The organism is Bacteroides sp. An51A, assembly GCF_002161565.1.
Lineage (GTDB): Bacteria > Bacteroidota > Bacteroidia > Bacteroidales > Bacteroidaceae > Phocaeicola > Phocaeicola intestinalis.
The window spans coordinates 504,393-522,733 of the sequence record NZ_NFIC01000002.1; the positions used below are offsets into that span (position 1 = coordinate 504,393).

Annotated in this window: 7 protein-coding genes and 1 pseudogene; 5 read left to right on the forward strand and 3 right to left on the reverse strand. The window is 46.1% G+C overall.

Going from position 1 to position 18,341, the window contains the following annotated elements; all coding sequences use genetic code 11:
• Positions 1–65 precede the first annotated feature (65 nt).
• Positions 66–2,567 carry a heavy metal translocating P-type ATPase gene (locus B5G04_RS05785; RefSeq protein ID WP_087248913.1) on the reverse strand — a complete coding sequence of 834 codons (2,502 nt, stop codon included), beginning with the start codon at positions 2,565–2,567 and terminating at the stop codon, positions 66–68.
• 303 nt (positions 2,568–2,870) lie between these two features.
• Here B5G04_RS05785 and B5G04_RS05790 point away from each other — a divergent pair, with 303 nt between their 5' ends.
• Complete coding sequence (locus tag B5G04_RS05790; RefSeq protein WP_013618596.1) at positions 2,871–3,335, forward strand: MaoC family dehydratase; 465 nt, start codon at positions 2,871–2,873, stop codon at positions 3,333–3,335.
• An 84-nt stretch (positions 3,336–3,419) separates the two neighbouring features.
• A complete protein-coding gene (locus tag B5G04_RS05795) occupies positions 3,420–7,733 on the forward strand; it encodes a hybrid sensor histidine kinase/response regulator transcription factor (RefSeq protein ID WP_087396231.1) in 4,314 nt (1,437 codons plus the stop codon).
• 260 nt (positions 7,734–7,993) lie between these two features.
• On the opposite strand, the gene B5G04_RS05800 is transcribed toward B5G04_RS05795, so the two are convergent.
• Positions 7,994–9,379 (reverse strand): glycoside hydrolase family 28 protein, encoded by a 1,386-nt coding sequence (locus B5G04_RS05800; RefSeq protein ID WP_087396233.1) that lies wholly within the window; start codon positions 9,377–9,379, stop codon positions 7,994–7,996.
• Between the two features lie 10 nt (positions 9,380–9,389).
• Complete coding sequence (locus tag B5G04_RS05805) at positions 9,390–10,493, reverse strand: pectinesterase family protein (RefSeq protein WP_087396236.1); 1,104 nt, start codon at positions 10,491–10,493, stop codon at positions 9,390–9,392.
• Positions 10,494–10,736: 243 nt separating this feature from the next.
• On the opposite strand from B5G04_RS05805, the gene B5G04_RS05810 reads away from it, so the two are divergent.
• The 3 genes and pseudogenes from B5G04_RS05810 to B5G04_RS05820 form a co-directional block, all read left to right on the forward strand.
• Positions 10,737–13,217 carry a glycoside hydrolase family 95 protein gene (locus B5G04_RS05810; protein WP_143270432.1) on the forward strand — a complete coding sequence of 827 codons (2,481 nt, stop codon included), beginning with the start codon at positions 10,737–10,739 and terminating at the stop codon, positions 13,215–13,217.
• Between the two features lie 27 nt (positions 13,218–13,244).
• Positions 13,245–16,487 (forward strand): TonB-dependent receptor, encoded by a 3,243-nt coding sequence (locus B5G04_RS05815; RefSeq protein WP_087396239.1) that lies wholly within the window; start codon positions 13,245–13,247, stop codon positions 16,485–16,487.
• Between the two features lie 59 nt (positions 16,488–16,546).
• Positions 16,547–18,142, forward strand: a pseudogene (locus tag B5G04_RS05820) (RagB/SusD family nutrient uptake outer membrane protein); the annotation flags it as partial.
• Positions 18,143–18,341 lie beyond the last annotated feature (199 nt).

An 18,341-nucleotide genomic window follows, 5' to 3' on the forward strand; every position in this document is an offset into this window, starting at 1 on the left:
ATTTTTATTTTTCCAAAATACTCCTCTGCAGGGGATAAAGGAGTTAAAAGGCGTTAACTCCTTTTTCATTCCTCGCTAATGGTATAGTCTCCAGCCTTTTCGGTAATTACCTGTTGCAAAGCATCCAATGGCAATGCTTTGCCATCAGCATAAGTAAGAGTAGCGACAGGAGGTTCCAGTGTCACCTGTGCTTCTACTCCTGCTATCGAATTCAACGCCTTTTCCACATACGTGCGGCAATGATTGCACATCATTCCCTCTACACGATAGGTACGGCTTAAGGCATGCGAAACGACCTGCCCGGGAACAGGCTCCACAGATACAGCCTCTACCGGTTTTCCGATGCGCTTGCGGTGCAGGCGCAGGCTATTAGTCACTACACTAACACTACTCATAGCCATTGCCGCCCCAGCCAGCATGGGATTGAGCAGAAAACCATTTATCGGATAAAGGATACCGGCAGCAATGGGCACACCTATCAGGTTATAAATAAATGCCCAGAACAGGTTCTCGCGGATGGTACGGGTGGTGAAGACCGAAAGCCGGATGGCATCGCTTATCTTACCTAAATCGGACGAAATCAAAGTCATCTTTGCCACATCCATCGCCAGATCGCTTCCTTGCCCCATCGCAATGCTGAGGTCGGCATGTGCCAGTGCCGAACTATCATTGATGCCATCGCCCACCATCGCCACGTGCCTGCCTTCTGCCTGAAGATGCCTGATAACCTCTGCCTTGTCTTGCGGAAGCATCTCTGCACGGAAATCATTGATACCTACCTGGCGGGCTATACTTTGCGCCGTCACCCGATTGTCACCGGTAAGCATCATCACCGATATGCCTTGGCGTTGCAGGTTTTCGACGGCAGCTTTCGAAGTGGGCTTGATACGGTCGGCTATGGCAAATACCCCCAACGCTACTTCGGCGTCGGCAAACCATACAACCGTTTTGGCTTCGGAAGCAAAGACATCCGCCTGTTTCTGTAATTCATCAGCAATACGGATATGATGTTCTGCCAGCAAGCGGGAATTACCCACATAATAAGCTTTGCCGTTCGATGTACCTTTAATGCCCTGCCCTGTCACACTTTCCGCATGCTCGATAACAATGCGTGCTCCGGCATCAGCAAGACTTTCCGCATACTGTACAACCGCATTTGCCAACGGATGCTCGGAACATCTTTCTAATGCATAGAAAACGGCTTGCAGATATTTGTCCTGCGTATTCCATACGGCATCGGTTACGACGGGTTTCCCTTCGGTAATGGTACCGGTCTTGTCCAGCACAATCGTGTCTATCTTTTTCGCTACCTCCAGGCTCTCGGCATCTTTGATGAGAATGCCTTGTTCAGCCCCCTTGCCTATACCCACCATAATGGCGGTAGGAGTGGCAAGCCCCAATGCACAAGGACAAGCGATAATCAGCACCGTTACGGCAGACAGCAAACCGTGGGTAAAACCATTTGTCCCGCCCAATACCAGCCACAGAATAAACGTAAGCAGGGCTATCCCCATAATGGCAGGAACAAAAATACCAGCTATCTTATCAACCAGCTTCTGTACCGGTGCCTTGCTTCCCTGCGCCTCTTGCACGGCACGGATGATGTGTGCCAGCATCGTATCGGCTCCCACCTTTTCAGCACGGAAACGGAAACTTCCCTTTTGATTGATGGTTCCGGCATAGACATTGTCGGCTTCTTTTTTCCATACCGGCACGGGTTCGCCGCTTAGCATACTCTCGTCAACATACGAGTTTCCTTCGGTCACCTTTCCGTCTACAGCGATACGTTCGCCCGGTTTTACCACCAGCATATCCCCTGCCTTCACCTCATCAATACCAACCACCTGCATCGTCCCGTCGGCATGGACGAGGGTCACGGTACGGGGTTGCAAGCCCATCAGCTTCTTAATAGAGTTGGACGTCTGTCCCTTGGCACGTTCCTCCAGCATACGTCCCAGCAAGATAAAGGCAATAATCACGCTTGACGCCTCAAAATAGACGTGAGGCATCACGCCACGCTCTAACCAGAAATCAGGAAAGAACAGATTGAACAGGCTGAACAGGTAAGCGATGCCGGTGCTGTTTGCCACCAGCGTGTCCATATTGGCAGAACGATGTTTCAATTGCTTCCAGGCATTGATGTAGAACTCACTCCCCATCCAGAAAATCACGGGTGTGGAAAGAATCCACATAATCCAGTTGGCATAGGGCATATCCATGAAGAACATGCCGATAACAGCAACAGGCAAAGCCAGGGCTATGGCACACAAGGTACGGAAACGCAAATGCTTGTAACGCTCGGTATGAGCATTTTCAGCCACTTCAACACTATTCTTTTCCGTATCAGTCACCAGGTCATAACCCGCATCTTGCACAGCTTTCTTCAACTGTCCGGGCGAACATTGCGTTTCATCATAAGTTATGGTGGCCGTAGCCGCTGCATAATTCACACTTGCTTCACATACGCCAGGCTGGCGGTTCAGGGTCTTGTCCACCCGTGCGGCACAAGCAGCGCAACTCATACCCAATACGGGAAACGTCTGTTTATGGATTGTAGATTGACTCATATCAATTCGCATTTTATAGTTTGGTTACAAAGTTAACAAGCCTTTCGGATATACCTTTATATTATTATGGATATATTTTATAGTAAAACAAAATTGGTTTGCGAAAAATTCTTGACTGGAAATTCGGAGTCATGTACGACTTGACTCCGCAATAAAATCCGGCACAAGCAACTATTTGCTACAAACAGACAAAAAGCCCACAAAATCCGACATTTATCGGCAAAATACTTCTAAACTCATGCAATCTTATCTGTTTTTTTATTTACCTTTGTTCTTCATAACAAGTTTTTAAACATAAGGTGTATGAGCAAAGTAGTAATTAATTCGTACGAAGAATTTGAGAGATTGTTAGGCCAGCAAATCGGCGTGTCCGATTGGCTGGAAGTGACGCAAGAGCGTATCAACCAGTTTGCCGACGCTACGCTGGATCATCAATGGATTCATGTGGACGTGGAACGTGCGAAAACGGAAAGCCCTTTCAAGAGCACCATTGTACACGGTTATCTGACCCTTTCCCTGCTTCCGTATTTCTGGAATCAGATTATCGAAGTGAACAACCTGAAGATGATGGTAAACTATGGGATGGACAAGATGCGTTTCGGCCAGGCTGTATTGTCGGGGCAACGCATCCGCATGACGGCTGAACTCCATTCGCTGGTCAACTTGCGCGGCACGGCAAAGGCCGAAATTAAGTTCTTCATCGAAATCGAGGGACAGAAGAAGAAAGCCTTGGAAGGCATCGCCACGTTCTTGTATTATTTCTGTTGAAAAAAATGAGGACACGAAGGCACATCCTTTTTCGTCTTTAAGGATGCCTTTGTGTTCCCGTTTCTTATTTTTTCTCTGAATACTATGAAAAGGCTTTTGATCTTCTTGTTGTTTGTCTGTTTGACGTTTGTGTTTGTCGGGGCGCAAGGTTTATTGAGTATCAAGCATTATTCTTCGCGTGACGGCTTGTCGCAAAACATGGTGCAAAGCGTGTTGCAAGATGCGGACGGGTTTATTTGGATGGCAACGTGGAACGGCTTGGAGAAATTCGATGGTTATTCGTTTACGAATTATAAGTCTTATCCGACTGATAAAGTGAGGCTCAAACATAATCGTTTGCTTTGCGCAGCAGTGGGAGGGAAGCATACCCTTTTGTGTCAAAGCTATGACCATAGTTTGTATGTGTTTGACACTCAAAAGGAATGTTTTGAAGATATTTATGTGGGTAATCCTGAGGTGAAGCGTTGCCAGAATGCAGTTGAAATGTGTTCGGTCGGGAATGGGATTGTTTGGGTGTTAAGTGAGACGAACGAGCTTTGGCGGATTGATTGCGAGCATTATGCGGAAAAAGGAGGCATCACTTATTTTGACCATTTTGTCCGTACAGGGGATGTAGGCTATTTTGAGGCCTTGTCGGATGACGCTGGACATGAATGGGTGTTAACCGACAAAGGATATTTTGTTTATGGAAATCCGTCCATAAGAGGGAATGTGGGAATCATTCAGACTGTAAAAGCAGGAGGCAAGTTATTCTTTATTAATGAAGAAAAGCGGTTGATGACATATTCCGACACGGATCAGGCGATGTGTGATGTGGAATTGCCGGAGCGTTTAGGAGCGGTGAATTGGTTGCTTTTGTTGGACGGCGGACACTTGGGAATCATATCTCAGCGGGGATTTACGGTCTATGGTCCGGAAAAAGGAAATACCGTTTCTCGTTTTATAGACGAAGCGCAGGAGATTCTGCATCCTATAACCGCTTTTCAAGACTCGAAAGGGGATATCTGGCTTCAAAGCGGAAGAAAGCATGTTGTGCATATCGATGTTGCGTCGGGGCGGTTTTCTTACATTGATTATCTTCATGTGAAAGGGAAAAATGTTCCTTGTTTTATGTTGGAAGATGAACATGGAGGCATTTGGGCTTACCCGCCCGATGGCGTGCTTTCGTATTACCATCCGGACAAGCATGTCTTTGAGCAAGGTTGTGTGGTGAACAATGCCATTAAGGAAGTGTATAATGGAGTGAATAAGAACTATTACATCGATAATCATAAAAATGTGTGGCTTTGTCAGGATTCGGGCATAGACTGCATTATGTTCTCAGATTGGAATTTTGATTATATCCATACGCTTGACCGAAGCGTGGTGAGGGGATTGTATATTGACCGTTCGGAAAGGCTCTGGGTAGCTGATAAAGGCAATGTGGTGCAAGTCTATGATAAAGAGAGGGTTTATTGCGGAAATTTGAGTCCTGACGGAAAATTGGTGAAAGACCATTCGGTCAAGTTCGGTGAAAATGTTTATGCTTTCTTCGAGGATAATAAAGGCAATCTGTGGATGGGTACACGTGAGAACGGTCTTTTTATCGGCATGCCGGATGGGAGAGGGAAATACCGTTTCAAGCATTATAAGCAAGGGCAGAATAGCGGACTGAATTGCAATGCTGTTTATCAGATAGCGCAGGACGCTTCTGGAAGAATGTGGATTGCCACTTACGGCGGAGGGTTGAACTTGGCGGAAGGTGATCCGGATGATTTGCGTTTTATCAATGTAGAGAACCTGTTGAGGCGGAATTATCCGGGCAAGGAATATCTGCGTGTGCGCACTGTGTGTCCGCTTTCGAACGGTGTCATTTTGGTGGTGACTACGGGTGGATTGATATCTTTTTCTTCTCGTTTCGACCAGCCCGGACAAATTCGTTTTTATGTGAACCGATGTGAAACGATCCGCGAAAATAGTCTGAGCGACAATGATGTAATGGATATATTGGAAACTTCCGGTAAGGAGGTTTATATTGCTATGTTCAGCGGAGGAATCAGCAAAGTCTTGTCTTCCGATCTTCTGTCAGAGAATGTGGCTTTTTCGCATTATAACCGGAAGAACGGTTTGCCGTCTGATTTCGTTTTGTCTATGACGGAAGATAGCAGCCATCGGTTATGGGTCGTTTTAGAGAATAAGATTTGCCGTTTCTTTCCTTTGGGAGTAGGCTTTGAGGTATATGATTATTTTAATCAGAATTCGAACCTGGTGTTTACAGAGGCTGCGCCGTGCATTGATTCAGAAGGGAAAATGTATGTAGGATGTAACGAAGGGGCGCTTTGCCTTCAGTTGGATCAGCTTAAGAAAAGCCTTTATGTGCCTAATCTTGTGTTTGTCGAAGCGGATATCCGGTCGGATAAAGGAATTTCTCAAACGGTCATGATAGCGAACGATACGCTTTTGCTGGATAAAGACGAACGGAACGTGACGGTTTCTTTTGCAGCTATTGACTTTATGCGTCCGTCGCATATTCAGTATGCGTACCGGATTAAAGACATGGGAGAAGGGTGGACCGGTTTAGGCGAAAACCGATCGGTCAGTTTTGCGAATCTTCCTGCCGGCAAGCTGGCCTTGGAGGTGAAATCTACAAATGGAGATGGTGTATGGACTGATAATGTGCGTGTGTTATACATAAATGTGGAGCCTAAGTTTTGGGAAACGGGCTGGGCTGTTTTGCTCTACGTTTTGCTGTTTTTTTTGTTGTTGGCGTTTGCTGCAGGGATTGTCACGTACATTTGGGGACTTCGGAAGAAGATAGGCTTTGAGCAGGAGATGACGAATATGAAGTTGCGTTTCTTTACGGATATTTCTCACGAATTGCGCACGCCGCTTACCTTGATAGAAGCTCCTATCGAAGAAGTGCTGAGGCATGAAACGCTTTCTCCGGAAGGGCAAGCCAATATGCGGATAGCCCGGCATAATACGGAACGGATGTTGGCGCTGATCAATCAGATATTAGATTTCAGGAAGATTCAAAACAACAAGATGAAGCTGTACATCGAGCAGGTAAATGCCGTAGAATTATTGCGGAAGATATACGATGACTTTCTCGCGATGGCATCTGCCATGGAAATAGATTTCCGGTATGTGGTGAAAGAAAAAGAACTGAACGTGTTTACCGATGTGGATAAGTTGGAAAAGATTGTGATTAACTTGCTTTCGAACGCCTTTAAATATACGCCCAAAGGCAAAGGTATTACGCTTTCGGCAGAGGGGCAGGACAATCGTTTTGTCATAAAGGTGAAAGACGAAGGGCAGGGAATAGACATCGGGAAAATCAGCAAACTGTTTGAACGCTTTGAAACGGCGGGAAGCAAACGTGCGTCTTTTTCTACCGGCATCGGGCTTTCATTGGTGCATGAACTGGTGGATTTGCTGCATGGGACGGTAGACGTCTCCGCCGAATTGGGGAAAGGAAGCGAATTTACCGTTTCTCTTCCGGCGGAAGATAAGGTTTACCGCAACGATAAAGGGGCGGAGTTTATATTGAATGACTGTGCTCTTCAGGCGAAAGAGCTTGCCGGAGAGGAAGAATGCGCGGAGGATGATGCTCAGGATAAAAGCGTGACGATATTGCTCGTTGAGGACAATGAGGAATTGCGCAAGTTTACGGGACGTGTCTTGCGGCACGAATATCGGGTATTGGAAGCGGAAAACGGACGGGCCGGCTTGGATATGGCTTTGAAAGAAATCCCCGACATTATCATCAGTGATGTGATGATGCCCGAAATGGATGGCATTGAATTGTTGGACATCATTAAGCACAACCCTTCTGTTTGTCACATACCGGTTGTTGTTTTATCGGCAAAAGCATCGTTGGAAGACCGGATTAAGGGGCTGGAGTATGGGGCGGACGGATACATTACGAAACCTTTCAGTTCCGCTTACCTGCTGGCACGCATAAAGTCATTGATGCGGCAAAAGGAGAATCTGAAGAATTTCTTGTTGGCCGGAAAGAAGCTGTCTGACGGTTTGTCTCCTTCGCTTCCGAAAATCACCCGTTTTGATGAGGAGTTTATCCGGGGAGTGCTTCAAAAGGTGGAAGAGAATTTGGAAAATCCGGAGTTTAAGATAGATGATTTGGCGGATTTCATGAAAATGGGACGCACGATGTTCTATCGGAAACTGAAGTCCATATTGGGATGCACGCCGATTGATTTGGTGAAAGACATGCGTGTCAAGCGTGCGGTCCAGCTCTTGGAGATGAGTGAGTATACGGTGTCGGAAGTGGCGTATATGTGCGGATTTTCTTCTCCCCAGTATTTTAGCCGTGTGTTTAAGTCGGCCAAAGGATGCACCCCTACAGAGTATAAGGAAAAGATGGTTCAGGAGGAAAAGGCGGGCGGACACGATCGTTAATAAGGGTGTATCAAAATAAAAAACGGCTATCAAAAAGTAATGTCATTCTGAGTGCCCATTTCCTGCGGAAAATCCATTCGGTTATGACAATTGTAAATTCGTCATTGGTAGCAAAGCGAAGAAACAACGTTCGACGAAGTCAATCTCGTATACAACAGCTTATGTTTTCGAGATCCTTCACTGCGTTTAGGATGACAAAATGAAAGCTGATTTCTATTTTGATACACCCTTGTTGGGTGATGAATATAGGCTGTTCGTTTTTAGCGGCTTTTTATCTCTTTTCCGTTGGCTGTGACATTTTCGAAATGAATGCCTTCCGCACCGGAAACGTAGTTAATGGCGGGTCGGGCGATTCCGTTGAACGTGCAGTTCTTGATAAAGATATCCCGTGCCTGGATTTTGCCTTCGGTACCGTCAATATGCAAAAGATAATTGCTTTTTTGGCTGGTGATGTTTTCCAGATGTATGTTGTGGAAATAGGGAGGATAAGGTCCGTCTTCCACGTGCCAGTAGTTGAGTTCTATGCCTAATATGGATTCTTTGCATTCGCCGACGGTGATGTCGCGCACAAAAATGTTTTTCACCTCTCCGCCACGTTCGGAGTTCGACTTGATGCGGATAATCCGGTCGAGTTCGGGACTATCCATGCGGCAGTTCTCCACCCATACATTTTGGCATCCTCCGGTAATTTCGCTTCCTATGGCTACACCGGCGTGTCCGTCTTTCATCAGGCAATTCCGTACGATGATGTTTTCGCTGGGAATGTTCCAATAACGTCCGTCTTCATCCCGTCCGGATTTGATGGCGATGCTATCGTCGCCTGTATCGAAGGAGCAGCTGTCTATCAATACGTTTTTGCACGATTCCGGATCGCATCCGTCGTTGTTTCTTCCGTGGCTTTGCAGGATGACTTTTCTCACCGTAATGTTTTCCGATAGCAAGGGATGGATGAGCCAGAACGGAGAACGGTGCAGGGTGAAGCCTTCCAGCAGGATATTCTTGCATTTGTACAAGTTGATGAACTGGGGGCGGATTCCTTTTTCGCCGGCAAAGACGCGCCGGCTGGCAGGTATGGAGTCTTTCATCATTTGATAAAGCAAGGTTTTTTCGTTGATTTCCTTTCCGTTTTCATCGATGCTCTTCAGCCTTGCCGGAGAGAACCAGTTGCTTGTATCCGCTTGTCCGTCTAAAATCCCTTTTCCGGTCAGGGCAATGTTGGTTTCGCCGTATGCATAAATCAACGGGGAGACATTATGGCAGTCGATGCCTTCGATGCGGGTGAGTACCGTCGGAAACAAGGCAGGGTCGGTGACGAATTGCAGGACCGTGCTGTCTGATAAGTGTAGGTTCACATTCGACTTTAACCGGATAGGTGCCGTGCGGTATGTTCCGTTGGGGATGAGGACGGTGCCTCCCCCTTGCGCGGAGCATGTGTCAATGGCGCGGGATATGGCTTCTGTATAAAGTGAGTCTGTACCGTTGTAATATTCGGTAATGATAAATGTTTTGTCGGGGAAGGTGGGAATCGTAAGCTGGCTGAGCGCTTCATTCATCTCTTCCCAAGGATTGGCTTCTTTGGATTGGCACGATGCCAATAAAGAGGCGGCTAATAGTAAAGTGGCTGGGAAAATACTCCTTGTTTTCATCGTTCTCGTTTTATTTAGAGGGTTCTGTCATGTATGCGCGCGGATTCCAGCCGTCATCAGCCATGATGATGTTTTCATACGTATAGCGTTTGGCATCTTCGGCACTGATGGTTGCCGGGCAAGAGCCTTTGGCGGGATTATCGCCACGTCCTTCGTATTCTGTCTTGCGATGGCTTAAGTCAAGTATGTTCCCTTCCGCGTCACGGCTATCATATTCGGCAAACAGTGCCGGAATGGCTCCCATGTTGGTCCAGCCTTCTTCGGCGATGGGGATGCGCATCGTGGTGTGAAGGTAGACGGCACGCGGAGAGTTATGCCAGGGGCGCCCTAACTTGACATTGCCTTTGGCGGCTTCGGCGTTTCCGTCTACAATGCAGTTTAAGAAGACATATCCGAAACGGGGGGAAGTATGGCAGGGAGCTACAATGACCGAAGCGTCGCGGACGTTGTACAACGTGCAGTTTTCCAATAATGCGTCACCTCCGCCATAGAAATAGTCTACGGCTCCTTCAATATAACAATCTTTTACGTACAGACGGTGCTCGTCTTTGGTGGATGTCATCCATGTATCTTGGAATGAACGGAAGCTGCAATTGTAAAAAGCGGCGCAATCGCCTTGTATTTTCATTGCCAACGCTTGCGGACCATTGTGCGCTTCTGTGCCATAGTCATTAATGTAGGAAATGTTTTCGGAATAGAAATGGTCGCCTTTGACCAAAACGACAGAACCTTCATGCTGATAAGCCTGGGCATCCGGATTGTGCACCGAACATGCCCAATAACCGGACGGGTCATCTTCCGGCTTTTCCGGTTTCCCGCCGACGTTAAGCCGCATGTGGATGACGGTGCTGTCTTTGTCTTGTCCGATGAGATGAATGTATGGTTTGGATTGGGGCACGATGACTTGTTCTTCATACGAGCCGTTTTTCACGAAGATGCGCCAGGGTTGTAGGCAACTGTCTGGAGCCGCATCAATGGCGGCTTGTACATTTGTATAGTCTCCGCTTCCGTCTTGGGCGACTATGGCTTGGTATGCGTCAGCTTCTTTTTGCTGCGCGCAGGCGGTAAGCATTGTACCACATAGTAGAATACAGGTTAATAGATTGTGTTTCATAAAATGATTAATTTTATAAGATGATGTCTTTTCTGCAAACTTACGCCGGGAAATGGAAAGATAAGTGTATTTTTTAGTTGTTCATGTGTATTATTTGACGAAAGGGAGAAAAATGTGTACAATCTCCATAGAATCTTTGTCGAATGACGAATATGTGTACGTTATTAGCGAAATAATGCAAACATGATTCATGTGATGGTGGTAATTTTGGATGTTTGAATTAATTAATTGCATTTGATATACATGAAAACATTAAAAGTATTGTTGGGATGCGTATGTGTCTTGGCTTGTAAAGCAACAGGTTTATGTGCGCAAGAGTCATATAAAATATGGTATGACAAACCGGCTGCTTATTGGGAAGAAGCACTGCCGGTCGGCAACGGCCGTATTGCCGCAATGGTTTTCGGCAATGCGCAAATGGAACGTCTTCAGTTGAACGAGGAAACCGTATCTGCCGGTTCTCCTTATCAGAACTACAATCCTAAGGCAAAAGCCGCCTTGCCCGAGATCCGGCGGTTGATATTTGAAGGAAAAAACGAAGAAGCGCAGTTGTTGGCAGGCAAGGCTATCATTTCGCAGGTAGGGAACGAGATGCCGTATCAAACGGTAGGAAACTTGAATATCCGTTATAAGAATCATGAAAATGTAAGCGATTATTACCGTGATTTGGATATAAGCCGTGCGGTTGCCACTACCCGGTATCGTGTCGGAAGCACGGAATATACAGAAGAAACATTCGCTTCCTTTACCGACCAGCTAATCGTGAAACACATCAAGGCATCGAAAGCGGGAGCCATTGATTGTGACGTGTTTTTCGATACGCCGATGAAACGTCCCCAACGTTCTGTAATCGGGAAGAAAGGGTTGCGTTTGGAAGGCATGGCCGACGGGACAACGTTCTTCCCGGGAAAAGTGCATTATTGTGCGGATTTGCAAGTGAAGCTGAAAGGAGGGAAGGCGGAAACTTCCAACGATACGTTATTGAGTGTGAAAGGGGCTACCGAGTTGACTTTGTATATTTCGATGGCCACCAATTTTGTGAATTATAAAGACGTTTCGGCCGACCCATACGTCAGGAACCGCGCTTATCTGAAAAATGCAGGCAAGGAGTATGAGAAAGCCAAATCGGCTCATATTGCCGCTTATCGGGAACAGTTTGACCGTGTGACGTTGGATATGGGTACTACCTCGCAAGCCGATAAGCCGATGGATGTGCGCATCAAGGAGTTTGCTTCTTCATACGATCCGCATTTGATTGCATTGTATTTCCAGTATGGGCGCTATCTGCTGATATCCAGTTCGCAACCCGGTTGCCAGCCTGCTAACTTGCAAGGGAAATGGAATGCAAAGACCAAACCGGCATGGAATTGCAATTATACCACCAATATCAATACAGAGATGAATTATTGGCCCGCCGAGGTTACGAATTTGCCGGAATTGCATGAACCGTTGATTCAGATGATACGTGAACTGAGTGAAAACGGAAAAGAAGCGGCAAGCAAAATGTATGGTTGCCGTGGGTGGGTGCTTCATCACAATACCGATTTGTGGCGCATGACCGGTGCCGTAGATTATGCGTATTGCGGCACGTGGCCTGTTTGTAATGCTTGGTTGTGCCAGCACCTGTGGGACCGTTATCTGTATTCGGGTGACAAACAATACTTGAAAGAAGTATATCCGATTATGAAAAGCGCGTCTCAGTTCTTTGTCGATTTCTTGGTGCGTGACCCCAATACAGGCTATTTGGTTGTAACCCCTTCTAATTCTCCGGAAAACGCTCCCCGCTGGATTAAGAAGAAAGCGAACTTGTTTGCCGGAATCACGATGGACAATCAGTTGGTTTTCGATTTGTTTTCGAATACATGCCGTGCGGCTTCTGTGTTGAATGAAGATACGTTGTTTTGTGACACTTTGCGTTCAATGCGCCGCCAGTTGCCCCCGATGCAAGTCGGGCAATACGGTCAGTTGCAAGAATGGTTCGAGGATTGGGACCAGCCGAACGACCATCATCGACACATTTCTCATCTATGGGGATTGTTCCCGGGGTATCAAATATCGCCTTATCGTTCTCCGGTATTGTTTGAGGCGGCACGCAATACGTTAATTCAGCGTGGCGATCCGTCCACCGGTTGGTCAATGGGCTGGAAAGTATGCTTTTGGGCACGTATGCTTGACGGAGACCATGCTTATAAGTTGATAAAGAATCAGCTTACTTACGTTAGCCCTGAAAGTCAAAAAGGGCAGGGAGGAGGCACCTATCCTAATTTGTTCGATGCGCATCCGCCTTTCCAGATAGACGGTAATTTCGGATGTACGGCAGGCATAGCCGAAATGCTGGTGCAAAGCCATGACGGAGCGGTGCAATTGCTTCCCGCTTTGCCTTCGGAATGGAAGAGCGGAACGATAAAAGGGTTGCGTGTGCGTGGCGGCTTTTTGTTGGAAGAGTTGTCATGGGAGAATGGAAAGCTGAAGAAAGCGGTTATCCGTTCCGTTATCGGCGGTAACTTGCGCTTACGTTCCTATTCGAAGCTGGTTGCGTCAGGCAAGTCATTAAGTCCGGTAGAGGAAGGGACTCCAAACCCGAATCCCTTGTTCTGCGTGCAGCAGGTTTCCCGTCCGATGATAAGCGAAAAAGCTCCGCTGAAAGGCATAGAGCTTCGGGATACTTATTTGTATGATGTGGAGACCAAAGCGGGAGAGACAATAGTTGTTACTATATATTAACTTAATGTTTAACCAAAATTTATTTACATGAAAAAGAAAATGAAAAACATGAGTGGCAGATTGCTTCTTTTTTGGGTATTGTGTTGCATGATACCGATAGAAGTATTCGCACAAGGCATTACGGTGAAGGGTATCGTAGTGGATTCGAGTGGAGAACCGATAATCGGTGCTACTGTTTCGGAAAAGAGCAGTAAAACGAATGCGATTATTACTGATTTAGATGGAAGTTTTTCTTTATCTCTTTCTAAAGCAGGAAAAATTGTTGTTTCTTTTGTAGGAATGCAAACAAAAGAAGTGGATGCAGTGGCGGGACGCACAATGAGAATCACGTTGGAAGACGATTCGCAAGTGCTGGATGAAGTGGAAGTGGTAGCCGTGGGTTATGGAAACGCACGCAGACGGGACTTGACGGGTGCGATTTCATCGGTAGGAGAAGGTACGCTGAAGAATATTCCGGTCACTTCGGCTTCGAGTGCGATTACCGGTCGATTGGCGGGTGTAAGCGTTGTTACGACACAAGGCTCGCCGGATGCATCGGTAAGTATCCGTGTACGTGGAGGAGGCTCTATCACGCAGAGCAATGACCCGTTATTCATTGTTGACGGGTTCGAGGTTAGCAATATTGATGATATACCTCCTACTGATATTGAGAGTATTGACGTGTTGAAGGACGCTTCTTCTACCGCAATTTATGGTGCAAAAGGTGCTAATGGCGTAATTTTAGTGACGACAAAGAGCGGACGTTCAGGAAAGACAGAAGTTTCGTTTAATGCATCGGTCGGATTCAATCGCTTCTATAATGAAACGGAAGTGCTGTCTCCTTATGAATATGTATATTTGCAACGCGAGCTTGATTCTTCGGAAAATGCGGGCTTTTTCAGCCGTTTCGGACGTTGGGAAGATATCGATATCTATAAGGCGAAGCAAGGCACTGACTGGCAAGACATGTTGTTTGGCGATACAGGCATCAAGCAGAACTACAACCTGAACATTAACGGAGGTAGTGAAAGTTTGATTTACAGCATCAGCTATACACATGATGATGAAAGTTATATCATGCAGACTTCCAATTTCAAGCGTGATAACTTGAATGTGAAATTGTCGAAGAAATTGTTTAATGATAAAGTGCGTTTGGATTTTAATGCCAAGATGACACACCGGGTAATAGATGGTCCGAGTGTGTCAAGCGGTAATAAGTTGCGTGATGCTGTAAAATATCCTCCTGTAAAGACGTTGACCGAATTGTCGGATGAAGACTTGGCGGGTGACGATGCGTTGGAATTGGAGAATATCAATACCTTGAATGACCCGTGGTTTAATATTACCAATGAGTATAAGAAACAGACGAAGTTTAATAATAGTTATAATGTGGCTTTGACATGGGATATTATTAAAGGTTTGTCATGGCGGGCAGAAGGAACATACGGATATACTTACGACCGTACGGACAATATCTGGCTGGCTAATACAAGCACGGCAAACGGACGTGCCGGACAACCGGTGGCGCAACGCCAGTATTGGAACGGTAATAATTGGACGTTGCGTACGACGTTGAATTATGATGTTAAGTTGGCGGATATACATCGTCTGGACCTGATGGCAGGTATCGAAGCCAAACATTCAGCACGTGATGAAATGGAAATCAATTCCGACTATTTCCCGGGAGATTATACCGTAGAAAATATTCTTTCTATGTGGAATAACGGTACAGCGGAGCCTACTTACACTACGATAGAAGAACCCAGCCGGAGCCTTTCCTATTTCGGGCGTTTGAATTATGTGTTGAAGGATAAATACTACTTGACTTTTACATTGCGTGCTGATGGTACGAATGTATTTGCTCCCGGCAATAAGTGGGGTATTTTCCCTGCAGGTTCGGCCGCTTGGCGTATCAGTGACGAAAAGTTTATGGAACCGACTAAGAAGTGGTTGAGTAACCTGAAATTGCGTGCCAGCTACGGTAAGTCGGGTAATGCGCGTGTAGGCTCTTATTGGCGTCAGACTTATAGTCCGGTGACCAATATCAAAAATCTGTATTATCAGAATGGCATAGGGCAGAGCGGCTTGCAGCCTGCTACCCGTTTGCGTAACGAAAACTTGACATGGGAATCTAAGTATTCTACTAATGTCGGTTTGGATATGGGCTTTTGGAATAATCGCGTTAACTTAATATTTGATTTCTATAACGATGTGACGAAAGATTTGATAATGGAGGTGCAGCTCCCTTCCAATTCGGGGTATCGCACACAATATCAGAATCTGGGACAGACTACCAATAGAGGTGTAGAGTTGACGTTGAACGCGAACTTGGTTAACAAGAAGGATTTCTTCCTCGACTTTAATTTCAACATTTCGTTCAATAAGAATACAGTGGATGAACTTTATGGTTCTGGAGGTGATACAGAAATGATTATTAATGGCGGTGCTGTGGAAGTCGGAAGTGATAACTATCGTATTTTTGTCGGCGAAGAAGTCGGATTGATGTATGGTTATGTATGCGACGGCATGTATTCATTTGATGATTTCACTTTTGATGATGCTTCTAAGAAGTGGGTGCTGAAAGAAGGTGTTCCTAACGTAACGGAAGAAGTATTGACTAACAGTGGGGATAATTTCGGTCCCGGACATATTAAGCTGAAAGATTTGAACGGTGACGGAAAGATAGACCCGGATAACGATCGGCAGATTATCGGTCGTGCGTTACCTAAGCATACGGGCGGTTTCGGCCTGACGGCAGGTTGGAAAGGATTTGATTTAACAGCTTTGTTTAACTGGTCATACGGTAACGATGTGTTCAATGCCAGCAAGATTGACTACACATCTTATCAGGGTTCGAAACGTTACCAAAACATGAGTACGGAAATGAGCCTTGCCAATCGTTTCACAACAATTGATCCGGAAACCGGCCAGAACATTTATTCCGGCAAGTTTGCCGATCCGGAACGTTTGCAAGCGTTGAATGCGAATGCAACGATGTGGCACCCGTTGATGAATAATTCGGTGATGACGGATTGGGCGGTAGAAGACGGTTCGTTTTTGCGTTTGGGCACATTGACGTTAGGATATACGTTCCCCAAGCAATGGACTAAGAAGTTTGGGGCGAAAAACCTGCGCCTTTACGTGACCGGAAATAACTTGTTTTGCCTTACAGGATATAGCGGGCAAGACCCTGAAGTAAATACCAGTTCTAATAATATGGTCTTGGGATACGATTTGTCGGCTTATCCGAAATCACGTTCTTATATTGTTGGTTTAAATGTTACATTTTGAATAATAGAACACGTATGAAAGTATATAGATATTTAGCTGTTTTGCTTGCAGGAGGTTTGATGTTGGGGTCTTGCAGCGATTTTTTAGATACGGAGTCCCCGTCCGAACAGACATCACAAGTCATTTATGAGAATGAGGGATTGGCACGTTCTGCCCTTATGGGAGTTTATTCTATTATGACCGGCACATACGTTTATGGACAGAAGATGTCGGTCAACTGGCAGGGTGTGTCGGATATTGAGTTGGCAAGCGGTTATCAAGAAGATCCGTCTACTGCCGGCGCGGATAATGGCATCGCCAATTATTTTTGTAATTGGTACTTGGAAAATACGAAATGGGAAGATATTTTTAAAATGGCGGAACTGGCGAGTACGGCGGTGGAAGGCATTCGGAATTCTTCTATGTTGGGAAGTTCTTCTACCTTGAGAGGGTATTTAGGCGAAGCGTTAGTGTTGCGTTCGTTAGCCTACTTCGAGTTGGTTCGCCGTTACGGTGATATTCCTTACAAGGAAGGTACTTCAAATTCAGACCTTTCTAATGTATATATGGGCAAGATAGACCGCGACAGTATATATAGCGGTATCATTCGTGATATGGAGGAAGCGATTGATTATTTGCCTTGGATGGGAGCTTCCGATTATAATGCGGAACGTGTGACGAAAGGGTTTGCCAAAGGACTCTTGGCACGTATCGCTTTGTTTGCCGGAGGATGGTCGGTGCGCGACGGCAATCAATTCCCTGATAATGGGAAGGTAGAACGCTATCCTAATACGGAAGGAAATCCGGGAATGGCGGAAGTGAACGGGTATTATATTGGCCGTCCGGTTAATTGGCGTGATTATTATGAAATTGCGGCGCAACAGTGTGCCGAATTGATTGGCGATCCGGAGAATCCGCATCAGTTAGACCCTGATTATGGTGATATTTGGAAGACTGTTTGTGCAGACCAATATAATAAGTATAATGAGAATATGTTTGAAGTAGCTAATGGCGTGGGTTATAGTGGTGATATCGGTACGTTGATGGGGCGTCAGATGGATGGAAATTTAGGATACGGGCAGCGTGGCTTCGGCGGCACATACGTCAGCACGAACGCTTATTACTTCTATTCGTTCACTCCGACGGATCAACGTCGCGACTATGCTTGCTATTGGCCTACTTATAAAGCCGATTCCGACTGGGGAGATAAAGCCAACCGCGAAGTGATGAATAATGATATTATGAATGTACGTCTGGGCAAATGGAGTTTCTGGTGGACATCGGATACATACCGTTCGATTGCGGCTACGGCTACAGCCCGTACTCCGACCGGCATCAACTGGATTCTGATGCGTTATCCGGATGTCTTGCTGATGTTTGCCGAGGCGCGGTATGCGCTCGATGGCAATGCCAATCAGATTGACCCGGTGGCTGGCATCAGCCCTCGCCAGGCTTTGGAGCAAGTGCGCGAACGTGCGTTTGGTGCAGGTTCTCCGGAAATAGCCAACTATGATTCCGATTTCTTTGAAGCTATTGTAAACGAACGTGCGTGGGAATTCGGCGGAGAAAGTATCCGTAAGCTTGACTTGGTGCGTTGGGGATTGCTGGATAGCAAAATCGAAGAGATGAAGCAAGCGATGTTGTACATGATGGACGGGACGAAGGAAGTGAGGATATTTGATAAGGTTTACCAGCCGAGCAGTTTCCCGACCAAGTTGTATTATGCATACGATGGCAATAAGGAATTTATCGATTGGTCTACGGTGAACTTTTATTCGCAACGTAATGCGAATCCCGACCCGAATGTGTATCGTGAAATCAATTGGTTCCCCAATAATTATTGGGATAATGATCCTGAGAATCCGCAGACGGCAG

What these genes read in the sequence shown, in the direction of transcription:
- B5G04_RS05810 (WP_143270432.1), top strand. Translation starts at nt 10,737, where the DNA reads ATGAAAACATTAAAAGTATTGTTGGGATGCGTATGTGTCTTGGCTTGT.
- B5G04_RS05790 (WP_013618596.1), top strand. Translation starts at nt 2,871, where the DNA reads ATGAGCAAAGTAGTAATTAATTCGTACGAAGAATTTGAGAGATTGTTA.
- B5G04_RS05795 (WP_087396231.1), top strand. Translation starts at nt 3,420, where the DNA reads ATGAAAAGGCTTTTGATCTTCTTGTTGTTTGTCTGTTTGACGTTTGTG.
- B5G04_RS05785 (WP_087248913.1), bottom strand. Translation starts at nt 2,567, where the DNA reads ATGAGTCAATCTACAATCCATAAACAGACGTTTCCCGTATTGGGTATG.
- B5G04_RS05805 (WP_087396236.1), bottom strand. Translation starts at nt 10,493, where the DNA reads ATGAAACACAATCTATTAACCTGTATTCTACTATGTGGTACAATGCTT.
- B5G04_RS05815 (WP_087396239.1), top strand. Translation starts at nt 13,245, where the DNA reads ATGAAAAAGAAAATGAAAAACATGAGTGGCAGATTGCTTCTTTTTTGG.
- B5G04_RS05800 (WP_087396233.1), bottom strand. Translation starts at nt 9,379, where the DNA reads ATGAAAACAAGGAGTATTTTCCCAGCCACTTTACTATTAGCCGCCTCT.